The following is a 19,839-nucleotide window of genomic DNA, read 5'->3' as shown; positions in this document are numbered from 1 at the left end:
ACTCGGACGTACGAGTCAGCGGTGTGGCCCAGCACTCCCGGGGAGCTGACGCACGTGAAGCTTGTCGAGCACGGCAGGCAATGCCCCGGGAACCGGGGACGCGGTCCGCCAGGCGACGATCCCGTCAGGGCGGACGAGGCTGGCCCCGGACTCACCGATCCCGTAACGGGTCACGACACGTCCAGCTGGGTCGTCTTCTTCGAAGTCAGTGCCCACCACGAAGGTGTGGACCCTGGCGTCCGCCCCCCGCCATCTCTCGTCGGCGGCGATCAACATCCACTCACCAACCATGTCCACAGTGGACATACGAGAACCAGCGCGGGTGATCCAGACGTGTGGAGCTCGGAACCCGGGACGACCGCTGGGGCGCAACGGGTCCTCGACCGGGGCTGGATCCGGGTCGTCGATCAGTACCGCGCCCGACCGGTAGCGGAACCCAAGAAGCACCTCGGCATATCCGACCCCCGCCGGAACCGTGCCGATCAGGTGCGGCGCCATCCGGTGCGCGTAGACAGACATCGACTCGTCGACCACCAGTTCCGCCACCTGCTTGCGTTCCGGTTCGTAGCTGTCCAGCAGCCCGGTGCCGGCCGCGCCTTTCACCACCTCGGCCAGCTTCCACGCGATGTCGTAGCCGTCTCCGATCGCGGTGTTGCCGCCGAGCCCGCCGGTCGGAGGCGTGACCTTCGCGGCGTCACCGACGAGAAAGACCCGGCCGTCCCGCCAGCGGTCGGCGATGTGGGCTGCCATTTCCCATTGCTGGATGTTCAACAGCTTCGGCTCAAGTTCCGGCATGTTCACCGCGAGCCGGATCAGCTCGACGCAGCGGGATGGCGGAAAGTCCTCGGGTGATTCACTCCGCTCGGGCGAGTACTCGACGAAGAACGTGTGCCGGTTCGGTTTGTCGGTCGGACCGAAGTTCCCGGTGAACGCCGGGTTCTGCAGGTAGTACCACCCGACCGAGCCGGGCGGTAGCACGGCGGACAGATCGGCTTCGAAGATGACCCCGATGAAGTGCGACAACACTCCATGTCCGTGCCGGGAGATACCAAGTCGCTCGCGCACGGGGCTGTCCGGACCGTCGGCGGCGACCAGGTAATCCGCGTGCACGACGGACTCCTTGCCAGTCTCCGAGTCACGCACCAGCGCGTCGACGCCTGACGGGCCCTGCTCGAACGACACCAACTCGGTGCCGTACCGGACGACGGCGCCGTGCTTCTCCGCCTGAGCCAGCAGGATCGGCTCCATCTGGTCCTGCGCAAGGAAACCCCAGCCCTGGGGTGTACACGGAGCGGTCGCGGCCATCATGTCGTCGACACTCTCGGCAAAGGTGTGCAGCACCTTGCCTCCGACGCTTTCCGCGACCCTGATGGTGAAATCACCCTGCTGGCCGCGAAGGTCGTTGGCCTGACTGACCTGGTCGAGTAGTCCGCCGATGCGAAGCAGCTCCATGGTGCGAGGGTTCTGTCCGGCCGCCTTCGGATAGATCGAGGTACCCGGATGCTTCTCCACGATCACGGTGCGAACCCCACGCCTCGCGAGGAACATCGCCGCCGACAGCCCACCGAGTCCCGCTCCGACGACGAGTACTTCCGCCGTGTCCGTCATGTTTCCTCCTGTCTAGTCACGTATGCCGTGGAACGGGCCGCGGCCTGAGTGGAGTCCTCGACGTAGTCGACGGTGAAACCGGCGGCTGCCAAGGCGGTCTTGTCCCGCTGGCGGATGAACAGGGTGCTCATGTGGTTCTCAACGAAGTGCCGGGCACTTGCCGCCGCGTCGACGCGGGGTGCACATCGTCAGAGCTTCTCCACCGTTGCCCCCTCCGAAGTCGTACGGCCGATGCTTGCCTGGTTTCCTCGGAAACCATTTGAGAACCGGTAGGCGCGGCTGCTGCGAGTGGGATTCGAACTGGGCGGAGAAGAGTCGGGCACCGACGGGTGTTCGACCAGGGGCACGCATCCAGGAGGAAATATGACGATCTTGACGACCGGTGCGACCGGGAGCGTCGGCCGCGGAGTGGCAAACCAGCTGATGGCGGCGAGCGAGCATCCCCGGTCACGCTCGATTCAGAGGCGAGGTGACCTGCGGTGCCGGTGACCGAACGAGACGGCAGCGTCGATCTGCCGCTGTCCGGCGTCACGGTCGTCGCGCTGGAACAGGCCGTGGCCGCGCCACTCGCGACGCGCCATCTCGCCGATCTCGGAGCGCGTGTGCTCAAGGTGGAACGCCCGGACGGCGGCGACTTCGCGCGTGGCTACGACACCAGCGTCAACGGAATGGCGAGTCACTTCGTTTGGCTCAACCGGGGAAAGGAGTCGATGGCGCTGGACCTGAAGTCACCGGGCGGCCGGCAGGTTGTCGCGGATCTCGTCGCCACGGCCGACGTGTTCCTGCAAAACCTCGCCCCAGGCTCGGCAGCCAGGCTCGGCCTTGGCGCCGCCGACCTGCGGGACAGAGACCCCCGGCTGGTGACGGTCGACATGTCCGGGTACGGCGGCAGCGGCCCTTACCGGGACCGGCGCGCCTACGACATGCTCATTCAGTGCGAGGCCGGGCTGGTCTCCGCGACCGGCACCCAGAACAGCAGAACGAAGGCAGGGATGCCGGCCTCCGACATCGCGGCGGGCATGTATGCGCTCTCGGCGACCCTGGCCGCGCTGGTGGGCCGGGCGGTGAGTGGCCGGGGCGCTGCCATCGAGATCTCGATGCTTGAGGCGACTGCCGAGTGGATGGGCTACCAGCTCTACCACACCCAGGGCACCGGGCAGCCCCCGCGCAGGATGGGCCTCGCCCATCCAAGCGTCGTGCCCTACGGCGCGTTCCCCGCCCAGGATGGTGTCGATGTCGTGGTCGGGGTGCAAAACGACCGGGAGTGGACGCGGTTCGCCGAGGACTTCCTCGGCAGACCAGACCTGACGACTGATCCGGAGTGGGCGACCAACGTCGCACGTGTGCGCCACCGCGAGACGGTGGACGCATTGGTCGCGTCGCACACGGCACGGCTGCCCGCCGATCGGCTCGTCGCGTGCCTCGACGCCGTCGGAGTCGCGACCGGACGGGTCAACGACATCGGGGACGTGCTGGCGCATCCGCAGCTGGCCGCACGCGACCGCTGGCGGCAGGTGGACACGCCGTCGGGGGCCGTGCACGGGTTGCTCCCGCCGTTCACGGTCGCGGGAGTCGAGCTGCCCATGGGCCCGGTGCCCGCACTGGGGGAGCACACGGAAGCCGTGTTGCGTGAATTGGGCTACTCCGCGGCGCGGATCGAGAGGTTGGGGCGCGAGGGCGCCATCTCCGTACCGTTCGAGAGTTCACTCGCCTGACCAGTCCCGCGGTCTCCAATCCCAACCGCTTTGAGGACAGGTCCTAGCGAGATCCGAGGTCGCCTGGACCGGAGCAAGGTTCGTTTGGGCGCGTACCGCACGAAATCTCTGGAGGGAACCACATGGGAAGACGAAGGATCGTCAGCGCGGCGATAGCGCTCATGGCCGCACTGGTTCTGCCGACCCCGGGGGTTGCCGCCGCCGGACAAGACGACAAGACGCCGCGCTCACTGACCGAGATCGTCACCCCGCGCTCCGCGGAAGCCCTCCCCCAGATGCGCACCGCGGCCGTCAGCGAGAACACTCTGTACGCGTTGACGCCCGAGCGCGACGAGGTCTTGATGTTCGACGGTGTGACCTGGTCGCGGATCGGCGGCCCCGCGGCCGAGATCTACGCCGGCGGCGGTCAGGTCTACGCGACGAGCCCGACGACCGGCGACATCTTCTGGTACGAACACGAGACGACCACGTGGCACCGGATCGGGGGTCCCGGCCAGCAGTTCACCGTGGACGACGCCGGAATCATCCAGGGACTCAACAGCACCGGCATCTACGAGTGGTGGGGCGGCACCACCGGGTGGCGCAAGCTCGGTGGCCCTGCGGCCTCGATCAGATCCGGCGGCGTCGGCCTGCTCGTCGCGACGAGCATCACGAACGGTGACGTCTACCTCTACGCGGGCCTGCCCTTCCAACCGTGGACCCGGATCGGTGGTCCCGGCCAGGACTTCGCCATCACCACGGTCGGATACTTCTACGGGCAGAACGACGCCGGGATCTTCGCGTGGAGAGGCGGCCTCGACTGGATTCAGGTGGGCGGCCCCGCCGCGAAGATGTACACCGGTGGGAACCTCGTCGCCACGAGTCCCTACAACGGCGACGCCTACCGCTTCCTCGACGCCGAGCTCCAGTGGGAACACGTAGGTGGCCCTGGCGACCAGTTCACCGTCGCGAACGACGGCACCATATACGGCCTGAACAGCGGTGGCGTCTGGCGCAAGGCCCCTGGAGAAAGCGGCTGGACCAAGGTGGGCGACCCCGCCGCCTCCTTGGCCGTCTGAGTTTCCGACGATCCGAAAAGCCCCCGGTCACGGTGAGTGACCGGGGGCTTCGGCGAAGCAGTTCGACTCAGTGGAACGAGTCACCGCAGGCGCAGGAACCGCCCGCGTTGGGGTTGTCGATGGTGAAGCCCTGCTTCTCGATGCTGTCGACGAAGTCGATCTGGGCACCCTGCACGTAGGGGGCGCTCATCCGGTCGACCGCGACCTTCAGGCCGTTGAAGTCGCGGAACAGGTCGCCGTCGAGCGTGCGCTCGTCGAAGAAAAGCTGGTAGCGAAGACCCGCACAGCCGCCGGGCTGCACGGCGATACGCAGGTGCATGTCGTCGCGGCCCTCTTGATCGAGCAGCGCCTTCGCCTTGACAGCAGCGGCGTCGGTCAAGATGACGCCGTGGGTCTCCTCGGCGGTGGTGTTGCCGGTCTGCTCAGCGGTCGTCATGACTCTCCCTCTAAGGTCTGTCCGCAGGGCGGTTACCGGTGTCAACAAACCCGGCTCCCGTTCTGTTCCCTGCCCTCCATGGTGACACATCCCCGGACCGGCTGAACATCAGCGGCGAGCCCTGCAATACCCTGGTGAGGTGAGGTTCCTGCGCCGCAACAGCACCCAATCCGACGATGCCGCCGCCGACGACGGGCCGGACGCCGACATCGAAACGGATTCTCACGCGCCGCGCGGCTACACGCCCGCCAAGGGCAGGGCGACTCCGAAGCGCAAGGAGGCCGAGGGCAAGCGGCGCGGCCCCGTCGCTCCGCCACCTCGCACCACCCGCGAGGCCATCCGGCGCAACCGGGAACTGCGCAAGCAGAACCCGGTGACGAAGGACGAGCGCAGGGCCGCTGCCAAGGAACGCCGCGAACGGATGATGGCCGGTGACGAGCGTTACCTCCTCCCCCGTGACCGCGGCCCGGTCAAGGCCTACGTGCGGGACCTCGTCGACTCGCGCCGCAACATTCTCGGCCTCTTCATGCCGCTGGCGATCCTGGTGTTCGTGTCGCTGCTGGTTCCGGTACCCGCCGTCCAGCAGTACGCGACGCTGGGCACCACGGTCATGCTGCTCGGCATGGTGGTCGAGGGCTTCCTCAACGGCCGCAGGATCGCCAAGCTGGCGCGCGAGCGGTTCCCGAAGGAGACGATCAAGGGCGGCTCCATCGGCTGGTACTCCTTCGTCAGGGCGAGCCAGATCCGCAAGCTGCGGATGCCCAAGCCCAGGCTCAGGCCGGGCGACCCGATTCCGTAGGCACCCACACACCAGTTCGTTAGCAATGCAAACGATCTGGGACTAGGGTTGGGGCATGGAGTTTCGTCGTCTCGGCCGCAGCGGCCTCACAGTGAGTGAAATCTCGTACGGAAACTGGCTCACGCACGGCTCGCAGGTCGAAGAGGAACAGGCACACGCCTGCATCAAGGCGGCCCTGGATGAGGGAATTACAACCTTCGATACCGCCGACACCTACGCCAATACGGCGGCGGAATCGGTACTCGGCCGCGGCCTCGCCGGGCTGCGCAGGGAAAGCCTGGAGATCTTCACCAAGGTCTTCCACCCGACCGGCCCCAAGGGCCCCAACGACAAGGGCCTCGGCCGCAAGCACATCGTCGAGTCGGCCAACGCCTCGCTCAAACGCCTTGGCACCGACTACGTCGATCTCTACCAGGCACACCGCTTCGACCACACGGTGCCGCTTGAGGAGACGATGCTCGCCTTCTCCGATCTGGTCCGCCAGGGCAAGGTGCTCTACATCGGGGTTTCGGAGTGGAACGCCGAGCAGATCAGCCGCGGCGCGGCACTGGCCCGCGAGCTGCGGGTGCCGTTCATCTCCAACCAGCCGCAGTACAACATGCTGTGGCGAGTCATCGAAGAGCAGGTCATCCCAGCCTGCGAGCGCGAGGGGATGAGCCAGATCGTGTGGTCGCCGATCGCCCAGGGCGTGCTCACCGGCAAGTATCGCAAGGGGCAGCCGGCGCCCTCGGGTTCGCGCGCGACCGACGAGCGGGGCGGCGGCGCGAGGATGATCGGCCGGTTCCTCGGCGACGACATCGTGGAGCGCGTCGAGCGGCTGCGCCCGCTCGCTGACGAGGCCGGTCTCTCACTCGCCCAGCTCGCCGTGGCCTGGGTGCTGCAAAACGGCAACGTCGCCTCGGCCATCATCGGGGCCTCCCGGCCCGAGCAGGTGCGGGAGAACGTCAAGGCCGCGGGCGTGAAACTCGACGCCGACCTGATGGCGGCCGTCGACGCCGAACTCGACGGCGTCATCGAGCGCGATCCCAGCCTGACCAAGAGCCCCATTCTGTGAGCCCCGAGGTGGCCGCGGGGTATCCCGCGGCCACCCTCAGTGCTGGTCTCGCTCGCGCTTCTCGCCCTTGCGCGTGTCGGCCGCGGCTCCCCACACGAGCCGGACCTCCTCCAGCAGCTCCCACGGCTTGAGCACGGTCGTGCGGGGAAGTGAGCTGGCGAAGCCGACGGGGTGCCTCCGGAAGCGGCGCAGCATCCTGCCCGGCTTGCTCGTCATCCGCTGCCGCAGGTCGGTGACATAACGGCGGCGCACATCGCGCTCGATGCTGTTGCCACAGCGGGTGCAGGTCGTGACGACGAGCAACCGGCCGGCGTAGGCCAGCTCGTGGTCGGTTTCCTCGCCGCAGTGGTGGCACGACAGCGTGGCGTGCTCAACGGTTCCCATGGCCATCACGTCCTCACCTCTGGTACTCAGCCGCGGCCAGCACCTGCTCCGCGATCACGAGGTCGTGCGGATACGTGATCTTGAAGTTCTGCTGTTCCCCGCGCACCCAGCGCACGGGCAGTTCGGCGAACCGTTCCATGCACGAGGCGGTGTCGGTACCCAGGAACTCCTCTCTCGCGGCCCGTTCGTAGGCCGAGAGCAACGGCGCGGCGCGAAAACCCTGCGGTGTCTGCGCTCTGATGATCATGCCAGGTCGAACGCCGGTGAGCGCCGCTCCTTCGTCGCCGATCTCGGCGATGTCGTCGGCTGGCAGCCCGGGAACGGCTCCACCGTGGGCTCTCGCCGAGTGCAGGACACCGGCGATCAGCTCGGGGCTCACCAGCGGCCGGGCCGCGTCGTGCAGCAGGATCGTGTCGACGGTGCCGCGATCGATCCGGCTCGCGAGGTGCCGCAGCGCCCGCAATTCCGATTCCTGTCGCGTCTCGCCACCGAGGACGACCTCGACCTTGGCGTCGACCTCCCTGTCGAGCACCCACTCGACGAGTTCCGAATCCTGCGGCCTCGCGACGAGCACCAGCACGCCGACCTCGCGCACGCGCGCGAAGGCCCCCAGAGACCAGGACACCAGGCGCCTGCCCGCGAGCGGAAGGTAGACCTTGTTCATGGCGGCGCCCACCCTGGTGCCCGCGCCGCTGGCCAGCACGACTCCCGCCGCGTAGGGTCGGCGCCGCCGTGTCCATCGTGCCACCCCGGAATCATACGAGTCCGCCGTCGAGCAGCTCCTGGACCGTGGAAAGCAGCCGCGCGCCGTCGGCGCCGTCGGCGACCCTGTGGTCGACGGTCAGCCCCAGCGAGCAGCGCAGGCGCACCCCGACGCCATCGGGTACCGGAACCACCTTGCGTTCGACGGCGCCCATCGCGAGCGCGCTCGCCTGCGGTGGCGTGAGCAGTGCCTGGAACGCGCCCACCCCGAGGCCGCCCAGATTGGACACCGTCGTCGTGGCGGGTGCCGACAGTTCGGCAAGCCCGAGCTTTCCCGCCTTCGCCCTCGACACGACGTCGGCGACCCGCGAGCCGAGTTCGTCCAGCCCGCACAGGTCGGGGTCGGTGAGCACGGGAGCGAGCAGGCCCCTCGGGGTGTCGACGGCCAGCGCGACCGCGACCCCCTCGTGCCGGACCAGCGTGTCGCCGGACCAGCTCGCGTTGAACGCGGGATGCGCGCGCAGCGCGGCGGCGAGCACGTGGACGAACACCGCCGTCCAGCTCGCCCCGTTCCTCGCGCGCTCGGCCCCCGCGAGGTCGACGTCGCGGTACAACACGAATTGCGGCACCAGCGCGCTTGGCGTCATGCGCCTGGCGACCGCCGCCCTTCCCCGGGCTGGGGCCGGTTTCGCCAGCCGACCGGCAGGCAGGTCGGCGACCCTGATCGTCCCCCACGGCCCGGTCGGGGTGAGCGCGGCCAGATCGACGCCGCGCTCGGCGGCGAGGCGTCTGGCGGCGGGAACGGCCGCGACGCCGCGCTTTTCGGCGGCACGCACCGGCTGGGGTTCGGGTGCCCGCGGTTCCTCCGGCACTGGCCCCGAAGCCTCCGGTGCGTCGAAGAGTCCTTCCAGCAGGTCGTCGGCCTCGGATTCGACGTAGGCGATGGGCTCGCCGACGGCGATGACGTCCTCCGGCCGCGCGACCAGCCGCGCGAGCACGCCGTCGACCGTCGCCTCGACCTCCATGTCGACCTTGTCCGTGGTGACCTCGCACACGACGTCGCCCTGCCGGATCCGGTCACCGGCCGCCTTGTGCCACGCGACGAAGACACCCTCGGTCATCGTCATGGACATCTTGGGCATCACCAGCGCGACTTCCTTCGCTACCACTGGTTCACCAGCCCGGTCGCGGCCTTCACGATGTCCTCGGTCTGTGGCACGGCGGCCTTTTCCAGTTGCGGGGCATAGGGAATGGGTACGTCCAGCCCGCACAGCCTGGTGACCGGCGCCGTGAGGTGCCCGAACGCCGGTGACTCGACGATGGCGGCCGAGACCTCGGCCATGAAGCCGCCCGTCTTGGGCGCCTCCTGGACGAGCAGCGCCCTTCCCGTCGCGGTCACACTGTCCACAATGGTCTTCGAGTCGAGCGGGCGCAGCGTCCTCGGGTCGAGCACGGCGGCTTCGATCCCGGTCGCCGCGAGTTGTTCGGCGGCTTCGAGCGCTCTGGACACCATGACCCCGGTTGCCACGATGGTCAGATCGGTGCCGTCGCGGCGCACCGCCGTCTCGCCGAGCCGAACCCTCGCCGGGGATTGGGGAACGACCCCGCTTTGCTTGTAGAGCAGCTTGTGTTCCAGCACGATCACCGGGTTCGGATCGTCGATCGCGGCAAGCAGCAGCCCTTTGGCGTCGGCTGCCGTGGCCGGCATGACGACCTTGAGCCCTGGCACGTGCGCGAACCATGCTTCGAGGCTCTGCGAGTGCTGCGCGGCGGCGCCCGTTCCCGAACCGCCAGGCGCCCTGAGCACCATGGGCACCGTCGCCGCGCCACCGAGCATGAAATGGATCTTGGCCGCCTGGTTGACGATCTGGTCCATGGCCTGCGCGGTGAAGTCGGAGAACTGGATCTCGACGATGGGCCGCATCCCCGCCAGCGCGGCGCCTACGGCGGCTCCGACGATGCCGAGTTCGCTGATCGGGGTGTCGCGGACCCGTTCCTCGCCGAAGCGGTGCACGAGGTCGCCGGTGACACCGAACGCGCCGCCGTAGGTTCCGACGTCTTCGCCGAGCAGGAACACCCGCTCGTCGGCTTCCATGGCCTGGCTGAGCGCTTCCCTCACCGCCTCGGCATAGGTGAGCGTGCGCGATTCGGTCGTGGTCATGATTGGCTCCCCGCGTACACGGCGTCGGTCAGCGAGGCGGCGCTGGCGTCGGGAGCCGCGTTGGCCGTCCTGATCGCGGCGCGCACCCGGTCCCTCGCTTCGTCCCTGCACTCCGCGGCGTCCTCTTCGGACAGTGCCCCCGCCGTGATCGCCGCGCGTTCGAACCGCACGATCGGGTCGCGCTCGCGCCAGCTCTCGATCTCCTCTCTCGTGCGGTAGAGGTTCTTGTCGCTCTTGGAATGTCCCTTCCAGCGGTAGGTCATGGCCTCCACCAGTGAAGGCCCGTCCCCCGCCCTCGCTCGGGCGACGGCGGCCGACACGGCGTCGAACACCTCCTGCGGATCGTTGCCGTCGACGGTCACCCCCGGGATCCCGTACGCCGCGGCCCTGTCCCCGAGCCGGTCGACCTTGGCCGCCCTTTTCGCCGACATCGACATGCCGTAGTGGTTGTTCTCGCAGACGAACACCACGGGAAGGTCCCAGATCGCGGCGAGGTTGACGCCCTCGTGCCACGCGCCTTCGTTGACGGCGCCGTCGCCGAAGAAGCTGAGCACGACCTGCTGTCCGCCACGCAGTTTCACCGCGAGCCCCGCGCCTGAGGCGATGGGGACGCCTCCCGCGACGATGCCGTTGGCGCCGAGGTTGCCCGTCGCCACGTCGGCGATGTGCATGGAACCACCGCGACCCCGGCAATACCCGGTTTCCTTGGCGAGCAGTTCGGCCATCATCGCGTCCAGGCGAGCGCCCTTGGCGATGCAGTGCCCGTGTCCCCTGTGCGTCGAGGTGATGTAGTCACCGTCGGCGAGCGCGAGGCAGGCACCGGCCGGTACCGCCTCCTGCCCGATCGACAGGTGCATCGTGCCGTGCATGAGACCGCGGGCGAACAGGTCGTCCACCGCCTCCTCGAACCGCCTGATCGTCCACATCGTCCGCAGCGTTTCCCTTGCGAGGGAAGCGTTTCCGGTCAGATCCACGCTCCGGTCACCTCCTCACCCTCCACCAGGCGGTCCTGGAGCCTGCGCAAGGTCGCGATGGTGGTCGTCTCGTCGACGGCGACGTCGGCGCTCGTCAGCACGGTCCCCGCCGCCACGTCCCTGAGCACCTTCGCCCCGCTCGCGAGACCGAGCGGGACGTGCCCGCCCGCTGCCGCCGCCGACGCGCTGTCGGTGATGCCGTAGACGGTGTCGCCACCGATGCCGTCGAGCGCCTCGCCCTCCCGCAGGTCCCGCTTGGCCACGGCCAGCACCTCGGCGTTCCACGCTGTCGGCGCGAGGCTCGGGGTACGGTCGAGTACCGCCTCGGCCACCGAAAGCGGCGCCTCGACGCTCGCGAGATGGTAGGGCCGGTAGAACGTGTAGTACGGCCCCTTGCCCATGCCCAGGTACGCCATCTCTGCGGCGACGGCCGGATGGTCGGTGCGGCCGATGACGAACACCCCCGGCGCGACGGGGCCGGTGCAGTAGTCGACGACGCCCGCGCGCGGCAACACCCCGCCGTCCTCGGCAGGCCGGAACGTGTCGGACAACGCCTCCACCGTGCAGTGCGGCCCCGTCATGCCACGGGTGGCGACCGCGAGCCCGGCGCCGTTGGCGAGCGCGGCCATCTCGATCATCGTCTTGGACCCGTCGACGAAGCTCGCGAGCATGTGCGGGTTCATGCCCTTCGCTTCGGCTGTCGCGGCGACGGAGGCGGGCGTCGCGGCCGGGTCGAGCGGGTTGTTCTTGCCCTTACCCGCGCACACCACCTCGAAGCCGATGTCGCGGACGTAGTCGACCAGCGCCTTGCACTCGACGGGCTCATCGCCCCTGCACACCGTGTAGACCCTGCCGAGGCGGGTGGCCAGGCTCGAAAGCAGCAGCCCGACGGTCACGTCGCACTCGACGTTGAGCATGGCGATGTCCTTGCCGGCCAGCAGGCCCGCGAACGCGAGCTTCGCGCCCACCTCGGGCACGCCGCTGGCGTCGACCAGCACGTCGAGGGGCAGTCCGGTCAGCAGCATGGCCTCGTCGGTGACGACGACGCCGCCGCGCTCGATGGCCGCGGCCAACTCCGCGCGGGTGCCGGTATCGACGACGTCGGACCTGCCTGCCTCGGCGAACGCGGCCCTTCCCCGCTCCGGCGCGATGTCGGCGATGGCCGCGACCTCCATGCCCTCGATGCGGCTCGCCTGCACGACGAAGCCGAGACCCATCTGGCCCGCTCCGACGAGACCCACCCTGACCGGACGCCCGAGCTCCCGCTCGCGAGCTCGCAGCCGATCGACATAACTCATCCCGAAACCCTCCGGTCTGCACATATGTGCACATTATGTGCACCGTCGTGCTTTCTTTGGTAGCACGGGGAATCAACCGCACACAAGACTCTCCGGCCTGCACATGTGTGCAAATCCGCAGGTCGCGGCATGCCCGACGCACAAAGGCGCCCGGCGCGGAGCCAAAAAGCTCCACACCGGACGCCTTGTGTCCGGGCAGGTGTTCGCTAGGTCGTGTCCGACGAACCCGTAGCCTGCCGCGCGGGGCCAGCGTGTCCCCTCGCCGCGTTGTCGGAAAGCCCGAGTACGACCCGGTACGAGGGCATTCCGGTCCTACACCGCCTTGCGAGGAACCACGCTGATCCCCGCTCGCACGGCAGAGGTTCATCAGACACGACCTAAGCCTGCTGTCGCTCGCCCGCCTTCGCCGAGCGCAGCGTGCCCGCGTTCAACCTGCTCGCCATCCGCATCGCGTCGCCGACGGCCTTGGCGAGCGCCTTCGAACCAGCCCGCTCCTCGGCTCCCTCGACGGGGCCGGTCAGGTCCTCGCGCTCCTTGAACGACGCGAACACCGAGCTGCCCTCCATGGCGCTCGCCCTGATCACCTCGCCCCGGCGGCGGTCGATGACCAGCAGCACGATCGCGCCCCGCAACCTGCCCTTCGACCTGCCGCTCACCAACAGCACTCCGCTGCGGTTCTCGTCGGTGGCCAGCTCGTTCACCGCACGCTGGTAACCGAGATGCTGGCGATAGCTGAGGATTCCGGCCACCACGAACACACCGAGCAGCGTGACGATCGCCTGCCAGCTCACGGCGCGCCACCACTCAGCGACAGCGCCGCGCCCGCCGAGGGGATCGACACGGTTCCCTTCCCGTGCACGGCGCCCGGCAACAGCGAGGTCCCCTCCTCCGGATTCAGGTAGACCACGATGTGCCCGAGCGTGCGCAGATTCTCGTGCGCCCGCTCCCCCACCGCGAACAGCTCGACCCGCTGCTCCCCGATCGAGAAGACGTCACCGGCCCTGATCTCCCGCTCCGGCCCCTTCGCGGGGCCGTGCACGACACTCACGCTCTCCAGCGCGGCGGGGATCGGGTCGGCATAGAGAATCACGACCCCGCCCTCCACCATGTCCCCCGCCTCTTCACCGGCCCGCAGCACGGTGCTCTCGTAATACACGCTCATTTCTTCCTCCTAGAGCCCGAAGCTTGCGACCCATGCGATCACGACCGCAAGTGGCGCCGTGAACATCCTGCTGATCAGCACCGCGGGCGTGCCGACGGCGACCGTCGCCGGTTTGGCCTCGCCAAGGGCGAGCCCCACCGGAACGAAGTCACAACCGACCTGGCCGTTGATGGCGAACAACGTGGGCAGCGCGTACTGCACCGGCAGCGCGCCGATAGCGATCTGGCTGCCCATCAACGTTCCGATGACCTGCGCGATCGCGGCGCCGGGCCCCAGAATCGGGGACAGGAACGGCAACGCGACCACGAGACTGATGCCGATGAGCCCGAAGGGATTGCTCGCGATCGGGCTCAGCACACGGCCCATCCACTCCGCGACCCCGGTGTAGGTCACGATGCCGAGCAGCAGGCTCACGTACGCCATGAACGGCAGGATCGTCTTGAGCGTGAGGTCGATCGTCTGCCTTCCGGCGGCAAGCATCGTGTTGACGAAAGACCCCACGGCCGAACCGAACTTGACGAACACACCGGTGACCGCGTTGAACGCGGTCCCGAACTTGCCGGTGCCCGCGACGGACGCGGCGACGTCGGCGCCAGAGGGCCGCTCCGAGCGCGGAGGGACGGCCGGCGGCTTTTCCTCCGTTTCCCCGGTTCCGGCCGCAGCACTGTCCCCAGTGGACGGGTTGACGTCGCTGACCCCCACGGCCGATACGAAAAGCTCCTCGGTGATGAACTTCGCGAGCGGTCCTCCCGGCGCTCCCGCGTACACGTCGACGGTCGGGATTCCCTTGCGCGGGTACACGCCGATCCGCGCCGTGCCACCACAGTTGATGACCGCCGCGACCACCTCGTCGTCGGGCACCGTCGTGATGAACCCGTCGACCGCCTCCGCTCCGGTCAGCTCCGCGATCCGTGCCGCGACGGGATGAATGCCGCCGCCGGTCACCGAAAGCACCTTGTCGCGCTTGCCGTCGGCGCGCAGCAGCAGTCCCTTGCCCCAGCCACCCTGCCCCGGCCGCACGAACACGGCACCGGACACGTGCGTCTCCGTCTCGCTCATGCGCGCGCACCCGCCTTCGCTTCCTCGAACTCACGGTCGAAATCGGCGAACACCTCGGTGCGGCCCGTTCGCTTGATCATGAACGCGGTGAGCTTTTCCGTGACGATGCCCCTGATGAAGATCACCAGAATGCCGACGAGGAAGTACCGCAACGCCACCGGAACCGTCGACTCGCCGAGCTGCGTGATGCCGTTGGCGATACCGAGCCACACGAACAGCTCGCCCGCGTTGGCATAGGGGAAGAACGTGGTCACCGGATGCACGAACGACACGGCCGAGTCGTAGAAAGCGGGCTTGTAGCGTTCCGGAAGGAACCTGCCGAACGAGTAACACATCGGGTTGGTGAGCATCAGGACCGCGAGTACCGGCATGACCGTGTACCTGGTGATCCACCATCGCGCCGACCACTGCACGGCTCGGGTCACCCGCTGCTCACCGATGAACGTGGTGAGCGCGTACATGAAGGTGAGCAACACGACGAGCGTGGGAAGAATCCCGGTCACCAGCCCGACGAACTGCTGCCCCGCTTCATCGAAAAGCCCGATGAAATGTGTACCCAGCCATTCGAAGACACCGAGCACTCCGCCGCTCGTCTCCTCTTCTGGCTGTGCCGGCTGCTGCTGCGCCATTACAGCAAGCACTTGCATTGCTGGCCTCCTTCTCGGCCCCCCGGATCCGGCATTTGCACGTATGTGCTGACGTTCTTCACGTTTGCCAGTGATGTGTGTAACATGCCGTGCAATCGGCGACAAGCCCCAACCGCGAAGGAGCCCGCATGCCGGAGATCAGAGTCAAGATCGCCTCGTCCGTCGGCCTGCACGCGCGACCAGCCAGCATGTTCGTCAAGGCGGCCGCCAAACATCCCGGCACCGTGGCGATCGGCCGCCCCGGCACCGAACTCGTGGACGCGCGCAGCATGCTTTCCGTGCTGAGCCTGGCGATCGGCCACGGCGAGGAGGTCATTCTCCGCACCGACGGCGAGGGAGCAGACGGCGCGCTCACCGAACTGTCCGAGCTACTGGTGCGCGACCTGGACGCGTGAGGACATGCCGCCACCTCGTGACCAGCAGTTGCTGGTGAAAGCCGCCCGCCTCTACTACGAGGAAGGGCGCTCCCAGAACGAGATCGCGACCACGTTGCAGGTCAGCAGGTCCAGTGTGTCGAGGATGCTCACGGCGGCAAGGGAAAGGGGCATCGTCCGGATCCAGATCAACGACCCAAGCGGTCGCGACATGGACCTGGAAAACCAGCTCACCAGCCGCTTCGGGCTCAAGGACAGCAGGGTCGCCGAGACCCACAGCCACGACCGTCCACTGTCGAGGGTCGGTGACCTCGGCGCCCGTTGGCTGCTCGACAATCTCCAGCCAGGACAACAGATCGGCGTCTCGTGGGGGCACGGGCTGCAATCGGTCGTGCAGCACATCCCCGACGAGGGCGGGCTCGACGTCGAGGTGCTTCCACTCGTCGGCGGACTGTCCGCTGTGGACTCGGCGATCAGCGGAGAGGAACTCGTCCGCGACCTCGCCGGCAGGGTCGGGGGCCAATATCTCCGGCTGCACGCACCCGCGCTGCTGACCTCGAAGGCGGGCAGGGACGTTCTGCTCGCCGAACCCACCATCCAAAAAGCACTCGACGCGGCACGGCGAGCGCAGATCGCCATCGTCGGTATCGGCAGCGCCGGGCAGGGTTCCTCGGCGGCGCTCGTCAGGGCGATGAACCTGAGCCACGAGGAAAAAGGACGGTTCGAGGCGGCGAAGCCGGTCGGTGACATCTGCGCGCGCTTCTTCGACGCGGACGGCACGCCACTGACCGGTCCCACCGACGACAGGGTGCTCGGTGTCTCGCTGGCCGACCTCGCGAGCATCCCCACGGTGGCCGGGGTCGCCGCCGGACCGGAAAAGGCGGGCGGTGTGCTCGGCGCGCTGCGCACCCGCGCGCTCGACGTCCTCGTGTGCGACAGCTCCCTGGCCAGAGCACTGCTGGCGCGCGAAGCGGGGTAGCTTGAGCGCGTGCGCATCGAGTTCCCCTCCGTTCCCCAGCCGGACGAGCTCGCCAGAGCGGAAGCGTTCCGGCGGCACGCCACCCTGATCAGCCCCGCCGACGGACTCGGCAGGCTTCGAGACCTGAGCGCGTGGATCGCCGCGTGCCAGGGACAGTCACCGCCCCGGCCGTTGTCGCGGGCCAGGGTCGTGGTGTTCGCGGCTGACCACGGTGTCGCGGCCCGCGGTGTCTCCGTGCACCGGTCCGAACACACCCGGAGTCTGGTCGAGGCACTGCGCTCCGGCGGGAGCGCGCTCGGCGTGCTCGCCGAGGCCGCCGGTGCGGGCGTGCGGGTCGTCGAAGTGGGTGTGCGTGACGCGGAGGAGAGTTCGGGGTTCACGGTCTCCGATGGCACGGGCTCGATCGACGTCGAGGACGCGCTGACCGGCGAGCAGGCGAGGGCGGCCGTGCTGGCGGGTGCCGCGATCGCCGACGCCGAGGTCGACGAGGGCGCCGATTTGCTGATCCCCGCCGAGATCGGGGTCGGAGCGACCACCCCGGCCGCCACGCTCGTCGCCGCGCTGACCGGGGCGGAGCCGGTCGCCGTCATCGGCCGTGGTTCCGGTATCGACGACAACGGCTGGATGCGCAAGGCGACCGCCGTCCGCGACGCGCTGCGCAGGGCGAGGCCGGTGCTGACCGATCCGATCGAGCTGGTGCGGACGGCCGGCGGTGCCGACATCGCCGCGATGGCGGGATTTCTCGCGCAGGCCGCCGTCCGGCGGACGCCGGTGCTGCTCGACGGCGTGGTCGCCGCGGCGGCGGCACTGGTCGCGGAGGACCTGGCGGCCGGTGCCCGTTCGTGGTGGCTTCCCGCGCATCGCTCGTCCGAACCGGCTCAACTGCTCGCACTCGACCAGCTGGACTTGAAGCCGGTGGCCGACCTCGGCGTCGGTGCGGGAGGTGGCATCGGCGCGGTGGCGGTGTTGCCGTTGCTGACCGGCGCGGTGAGGGTGCTGGCGGAGGCGAGCGCGCCGGGCGGCGCGGTGCCAGGCGAGGCGGCGCCTGGCGAAGCCGATGCGGTCGGCGTGGCCGATGCGGTCGGCGTGGCCGATGCGGTCGGCGTAGTTGGTGCGGCGGGTGCGGTGGCCAGCGCGGTAGGCGCGATGTCCGGCACGGCCGATGCGGTGGGTGCGGTGTCCGGCACGGCCGATGCGGTCGGCACGACGGATGCGGCGGCGCCGGAAGGTGTCACCTCGCCGGAGTCGGTAGCCGGGGAGGCCGAGGAGGCCGGGCAATCCGAGGCCGCCGCGACAGCCGGGGAAGCCGGGCGGAGCGAAGCCGCCGGGGAGACCGAGGAAGCCCGGCCGAGCGAAGCCGCTGGGGAGAGCGAGGAAGCCGCATCAAGCGAGGATGCGGACCAGGCGACGTAACCGGCCCGGTCGAATCGGCCGCACCACCCAACCGCCGAGATCCGCGTCCAGGTCGCCGAGATCCGCATTCCGGGCGTCGAGATCCGCACTCGGGTCGGCGAGATCCGCGTTCCGGGCGTCGAGATCCGCGTTCGGCCGCACGAGATGCGCATTCGGCCGAACGGAAGCCACAGCCGTACCCGCGAGACGTACCGGACGGGTGTGTTCCGTTCGGGATCACGAAATACACCCACAACCGACGACGAGTGCCGCGGCTTCAGGCCCTGACCGCCGAACGCGGAACTCGCCATCCGGAACGGGCATCTCAACGCCCCCGACGCGGATCTCGGCAGCCGGAGTGCAGACCTCAGCGACCTGAGCGCGCGACTCGGCCACCTGAATGCGGATCTCGGTGACCTGGGTGTGGATCTCGCCGTCCTGGGTGTGGATCTCGGTGACCGGAGTGCGGATCTCGGTGACCGGAGTGCGGATCTCGGCCGCGCGAACGCGGGACTCGCCGCCCACGCCACGCGCGCGCCGGGCGGCGCGCGTGGCAAGCCGCTTGGCGTCAGGCCAGTTCGTACATCCAGCCGTGCGGGTCGGGCCGGGTGCCTTCCTGGATCCCGGTCAGCTCGGCACGCAGCTTCATGGTCAGCTCACCGGGCTCACCGCCGCCGATGGTGAACTCCCCGTTCGCGTGCTTGACGCGGCCAACCGGCGTGATCACCGCGGCCGTCCCGCACGCGAACACCTCGGTCAGCTCACCGGAAGCCGTCGCCTTTTCCCACTCGTCGGTGGAGATCCGCCGCTCCTCGACCTTGTGCCCGAAGTCGGACGCGAGCCGCAGCAACGAGTCCCGCGTGATGCCGGGCAGCAGCGAACCGCTCAGCTCGGGGGTGACCACCTTGGCCTCGGCACCGGAACCGAAGACGAAGAACAGGTTCATCCCGCCCATCTCCTCGACCCACGCGCGCTCGATCGCGTCGAGCCAGACCACCTGGTCGCAGCCCTGCTCAACCGCCTGCGCCTGGGCAAGGAAGGACGCGGCGTAGTTGCCACCGCACTTGGCGGAACCGGTTCCTCCCGGCGCGGCGCGCACGTACTCGGTGGACAGCCACACACTCACCGGGCGCACCCCGCCGGTGAAGTAGGAACCGGCCGGCGAGGCGATGAGCGAGTACACGTACTCACCCGCCGGCGAGTTGACGCCGAGCCCCGCCTCCGTCGCGATCATGAACGGCCGCAGGTACAGCGCGTCGCCCTGCTTGGTCGGCACCCAGCGGTTGTCGACATCGACGAGTTCGCGCAACGAACCGAGGAAAAGCTCGTCAGGCAACTCCGGCATCGCGAGCCTGCGCGCCGACGTGCGGAACCGCTCGGCGTTGGCGTCGGGACGGAACGCGCGAATGGACCCGTCGGGCTGCCGGTATGCCTTGAGTCCTTCGAAGATCTCCTGGCCGTAGTGCAGAACGGCGGAAGCGGGGTCGAGGATGAACGGCCCGTAGGGCTTCAGCTCGGCCTCGTGCCAGCCACGCGCGGTGTCCCACTTCACGGTGACCATGTGGTCGGTGAAATGGGCCCCGAATCCCGGCTTCGCCAATACCTCGGCTACCCGCTCCACCGTGGCGGGGGTGGGGGCGAGGTCACGCGCGAAGGGGATCGTGGTCGTCATGCCACGAGCATATCTCGTTAGTAGGACGTCAGAACATTCACTTCCCTCTACCATGGCGGTGTGACGTACCAGCCTCAGCCGTCCCCTGGTGGCAACAGCGTGTCCGCGGGACCGGCATCGGACTTCAAGACCTTCGGCGCCGCGGCCCTGCTCACCTTCGCGGCGGGCGAGATCGTGCTCATCGGCTACATCATGGCCGGTGGATTCGGCGCTTTCCTCGGCATCATCGGCGCCGCCTTCGGCATCGTGTGGTGGAAGAACCAGCACGGCAAGGTGTTCCCGCGCGACCTCAGCGGCAGCCATCTCGGCGGGCTGGCCGTCGTCGCCGTCGTGCTGCTGGGCATCGCCTACCTGATGGCCTGAGC

The 19,839-nt window shown here is 68.7% G+C and carries 22 protein-coding genes and 1 pseudogene; 8 read left to right on the top strand and 15 right to left on the bottom strand.

The window, feature by feature from the left end; all coding sequences use genetic code 11:
• Window positions 1-15: 15 nt before the first annotated feature.
• A complete protein-coding gene (rdmE, locus tag BAY61_RS07650; protein ID WP_091800357.1) occupies window positions 16-1,608 on the bottom strand; it encodes an aklavinone 12-hydroxylase RdmE in 1,593 nt (530 codons plus the stop codon).
• On the bottom strand, window positions 1,605-1,739 hold the full coding sequence (locus tag BAY61_RS33760) for a hypothetical protein (RefSeq protein ID WP_256327960.1): 135 nt from the start codon (window positions 1,737-1,739) through the stop codon (window positions 1,605-1,607). The genes rdmE and BAY61_RS33760 overlap by 4 nt, the downstream gene beginning before the upstream one ends.
• A gap of 354 nt (window positions 1,740-2,093) precedes the next feature.
• Here BAY61_RS33760 and BAY61_RS07645 point away from each other — a divergent pair, with 354 nt between their 5' ends.
• Window positions 2,094-3,323 (top strand): CaiB/BaiF CoA transferase family protein, encoded by a 1,230-nt coding sequence (locus BAY61_RS07645; protein ID WP_211323455.1) that lies wholly within the window; start codon window positions 2,094-2,096, stop codon window positions 3,321-3,323.
• Window positions 3,324-3,445: 122 nt separating this feature from the next.
• Window positions 3,446-4,381, top strand: a complete 936-nt coding sequence (locus BAY61_RS07640) for a hypothetical protein (protein ID WP_091800354.1) — start codon at window positions 3,446-3,448, stop codon at window positions 4,379-4,381.
• Between the two features lie 67 nt (window positions 4,382-4,448).
• Here the strand turns inward: BAY61_RS07640 and BAY61_RS07635 are convergent, their stop codons facing one another.
• On the bottom strand, window positions 4,449-4,817 hold the full coding sequence (locus BAY61_RS07635) for a HesB/IscA family protein (RefSeq protein WP_091800351.1): 369 nt from the start codon (window positions 4,815-4,817) through the stop codon (window positions 4,449-4,451).
• 139 nt (window positions 4,818-4,956) lie between these two features.
• Here BAY61_RS07635 and BAY61_RS07630 point away from each other — a divergent pair, with 139 nt between their 5' ends.
• Window positions 4,957-5,616: a DUF3043 domain-containing protein gene (locus BAY61_RS07630; protein WP_091800348.1), complete on the top strand. Its 660-nt coding sequence runs from the start codon at window positions 4,957-4,959 to the stop codon at window positions 5,614-5,616.
• A 55-nt stretch (window positions 5,617-5,671) separates the two neighbouring features.
• Complete coding sequence (locus BAY61_RS07625; RefSeq protein ID WP_091800346.1) at window positions 5,672-6,670, top strand: aldo/keto reductase family protein; 999 nt, start codon at window positions 5,672-5,674, stop codon at window positions 6,668-6,670.
• 36 nt (window positions 6,671-6,706) lie between these two features.
• On the opposite strand, the gene BAY61_RS07620 is transcribed toward BAY61_RS07625, so the two are convergent.
• The 10 genes from BAY61_RS07620 to srlA all read right to left on the bottom strand — a co-directional run bounded on the left by BAY61_RS07620 (window position 6,707) and on the right by srlA (window position 15,057).
• Complete coding sequence (locus tag BAY61_RS07620) at window positions 6,707-7,054, bottom strand: hypothetical protein (protein ID WP_091800343.1); 348 nt, start codon at window positions 7,052-7,054, stop codon at window positions 6,707-6,709.
• Between the two features lie 13 nt (window positions 7,055-7,067).
• Window positions 7,068-7,802, bottom strand: a complete 735-nt coding sequence (locus tag BAY61_RS07615) for an IspD/TarI family cytidylyltransferase (protein WP_091800340.1) — start codon at window positions 7,800-7,802, stop codon at window positions 7,068-7,070.
• A 7-nt stretch (window positions 7,803-7,809) separates the two neighbouring features.
• A complete protein-coding gene (locus tag BAY61_RS07610) occupies window positions 7,810-8,925 on the bottom strand; it encodes a dihydrolipoamide acetyltransferase family protein (protein ID WP_091800337.1) in 1,116 nt (371 codons plus the stop codon).
• Window positions 8,919-9,917: an alpha-ketoacid dehydrogenase subunit beta gene (locus BAY61_RS07605; RefSeq protein WP_091800334.1), complete on the bottom strand. Its 999-nt coding sequence runs from the start codon at window positions 9,915-9,917 to the stop codon at window positions 8,919-8,921. Before BAY61_RS07605 ends, BAY61_RS07610 begins: the two co-directional genes overlap by 7 nt.
• Entirely contained in the window at window positions 9,914-10,891 is a 978-nt protein-coding gene (locus tag BAY61_RS07600; RefSeq protein WP_091800331.1) for a thiamine pyrophosphate-dependent dehydrogenase E1 component subunit alpha, read from the bottom strand. The genes BAY61_RS07605 and BAY61_RS07600 overlap by 4 nt, the downstream gene beginning before the upstream one ends.
• Window positions 10,882-12,189 (bottom strand): NAD(P)H-dependent oxidoreductase, encoded by a 1,308-nt coding sequence (locus tag BAY61_RS07595; RefSeq protein WP_091800328.1) that lies wholly within the window; start codon window positions 12,187-12,189, stop codon window positions 10,882-10,884. The genes BAY61_RS07600 and BAY61_RS07595 overlap by 10 nt, the downstream gene beginning before the upstream one ends.
• Before the next feature lie 377 nt (window positions 12,190-12,566).
• The gene (locus tag BAY61_RS07590; RefSeq protein WP_091800325.1) at window positions 12,567-12,980 is read right to left on the bottom strand and encodes a transcriptional regulator GutM; all 414 of its coding nucleotides are present in this window, start codon (window positions 12,978-12,980) and stop codon (window positions 12,567-12,569) included.
• Complete coding sequence (locus BAY61_RS07585; RefSeq protein WP_091800322.1) at window positions 12,977-13,351, bottom strand: PTS glucitol/sorbitol transporter subunit IIA; 375 nt, start codon at window positions 13,349-13,351, stop codon at window positions 12,977-12,979. Before BAY61_RS07585 ends, BAY61_RS07590 begins: the two co-directional genes overlap by 4 nt.
• A gap of 9 nt (window positions 13,352-13,360) precedes the next feature.
• Window positions 13,361-14,410, bottom strand: a complete 1,050-nt coding sequence (gene srlE, locus BAY61_RS07580) for a PTS glucitol/sorbitol transporter subunit IIB (RefSeq protein WP_091800319.1) — start codon at window positions 14,408-14,410, stop codon at window positions 13,361-13,363.
• Window positions 14,407-15,057 (bottom strand): PTS glucitol/sorbitol transporter subunit IIC, encoded by a 651-nt coding sequence (gene srlA / locus BAY61_RS07575; protein WP_245865898.1) that lies wholly within the window; start codon window positions 15,055-15,057, stop codon window positions 14,407-14,409. The genes srlE and srlA overlap by 4 nt, the downstream gene beginning before the upstream one ends.
• Before the next feature lie 128 nt (window positions 15,058-15,185).
• Here srlA and BAY61_RS07570 point away from each other — a divergent pair, with 128 nt between their 5' ends.
• The 3 genes and pseudogenes from BAY61_RS07570 to BAY61_RS07560 form a co-directional block, all read left to right on the top strand.
• The gene (locus BAY61_RS07570) at window positions 15,186-15,452 is read left to right on the top strand and encodes an HPr family phosphocarrier protein (protein ID WP_091800311.1); all 267 of its coding nucleotides are present in this window, start codon (window positions 15,186-15,188) and stop codon (window positions 15,450-15,452) included.
• 4 nt (window positions 15,453-15,456) lie between these two features.
• Window positions 15,457-16,410, top strand: a complete 954-nt coding sequence (locus BAY61_RS07565) for a sugar-binding transcriptional regulator (RefSeq protein WP_091800308.1) — start codon at window positions 15,457-15,459, stop codon at window positions 16,408-16,410.
• A 9-nt stretch (window positions 16,411-16,419) separates the two neighbouring features.
• Window positions 16,420-17,415: pseudogene (locus BAY61_RS07560) on the top strand (nicotinate-nucleotide--dimethylbenzimidazole phosphoribosyltransferase); the annotation flags it as partial.
• A gap of 624 nt (window positions 17,416-18,039) precedes the next feature.
• On the opposite strand, the gene BAY61_RS07550 reads toward BAY61_RS07560, so the two are convergent.
• Window positions 18,040-18,327 (bottom strand): hypothetical protein, encoded by a 288-nt coding sequence (locus tag BAY61_RS07550; protein WP_091800300.1) that lies wholly within the window; start codon window positions 18,325-18,327, stop codon window positions 18,040-18,042.
• Between the two features lie 43 nt (window positions 18,328-18,370).
• On the bottom strand, window positions 18,371-19,474 hold the full coding sequence (locus tag BAY61_RS07545) for a branched-chain amino acid aminotransferase (RefSeq protein WP_091800297.1): 1,104 nt from the start codon (window positions 19,472-19,474) through the stop codon (window positions 18,371-18,373).
• Between the two features lie 60 nt (window positions 19,475-19,534).
• On the opposite strand from BAY61_RS07545, the gene BAY61_RS07540 reads away from it, so the two are divergent.
• A complete protein-coding gene (locus BAY61_RS07540; protein WP_091800293.1) occupies window positions 19,535-19,837 on the top strand; it encodes a hypothetical protein in 303 nt (100 codons plus the stop codon).
• Window positions 19,838-19,839 lie beyond the last annotated feature (2 nt).

The sequence above is a fragment of the Prauserella marina genome (assembly GCF_002240355.1).
Taxonomy (GTDB): Bacteria; Actinomycetota; Actinomycetes; order Mycobacteriales; family Pseudonocardiaceae; genus Prauserella_A; species Prauserella_A marina.
The sequence above is the reverse complement of the archived record's forward strand: the minus strand, read 5'-3'. Positions and strand labels throughout refer to the sequence as shown.

What these genes read in the sequence shown, in the direction of transcription:
- rdmE (WP_091800357.1), bottom strand. Translation starts at nt 1,608, where the DNA reads ATGACGGACACGGCGGAAGTACTCGTCGTCGGAGCGGGACTCGGTGGG.
- BAY61_RS33760 (WP_256327960.1), bottom strand. Translation starts at nt 1,739, where the DNA reads ATGAGCACCCTGTTCATCCGCCAGCGGGACAAGACCGCCTTGGCAGCC.
- BAY61_RS07640 (WP_091800354.1), top strand. Translation starts at nt 3,446, where the DNA reads ATGGGAAGACGAAGGATCGTCAGCGCGGCGATAGCGCTCATGGCCGCA.
- BAY61_RS07635 (WP_091800351.1), bottom strand. Translation starts at nt 4,817, where the DNA reads ATGACGACCGCTGAGCAGACCGGCAACACCACCGCCGAGGAGACCCAC.
- BAY61_RS07625 (WP_091800346.1), top strand. Translation starts at nt 5,672, where the DNA reads ATGGAGTTTCGTCGTCTCGGCCGCAGCGGCCTCACAGTGAGTGAAATC.
- BAY61_RS07620 (WP_091800343.1), bottom strand. Translation starts at nt 7,054, where the DNA reads ATGGGAACCGTTGAGCACGCCACGCTGTCGTGCCACCACTGCGGCGAG.
- BAY61_RS07605 (WP_091800334.1), bottom strand. Translation starts at nt 9,917, where the DNA reads ATGACCACGACCGAATCGCGCACGCTCACCTATGCCGAGGCGGTGAGG.
- BAY61_RS07595 (WP_091800328.1), bottom strand. Translation starts at nt 12,189, where the DNA reads ATGAGTTATGTCGATCGGCTGCGAGCTCGCGAGCGGGAGCTCGGGCGT.
- BAY61_RS07585 (WP_091800322.1), bottom strand. Translation starts at nt 13,351, where the DNA reads ATGAGCGTGTATTACGAGAGCACCGTGCTGCGGGCCGGTGAAGAGGCG.
- srlE (WP_091800319.1), bottom strand. Translation starts at nt 14,410, where the DNA reads ATGAGCGAGACGGAGACGCACGTGTCCGGTGCCGTGTTCGTGCGGCCG.
- srlA (WP_245865898.1), bottom strand. Translation starts at nt 15,057, where the DNA reads ATGCAAGTGCTTGCTGTAATGGCGCAGCAGCAGCCGGCACAGCCAGAA.
- BAY61_RS07570 (WP_091800311.1), top strand. Translation starts at nt 15,186, where the DNA reads ATGCCGGAGATCAGAGTCAAGATCGCCTCGTCCGTCGGCCTGCACGCG.
- BAY61_RS07565 (WP_091800308.1), top strand. Translation starts at nt 15,457, where the DNA reads ATGCCGCCACCTCGTGACCAGCAGTTGCTGGTGAAAGCCGCCCGCCTC.
- BAY61_RS07545 (WP_091800297.1), bottom strand. Translation starts at nt 19,474, where the DNA reads ATGACGACCACGATCCCCTTCGCGCGTGACCTCGCCCCCACCCCCGCC.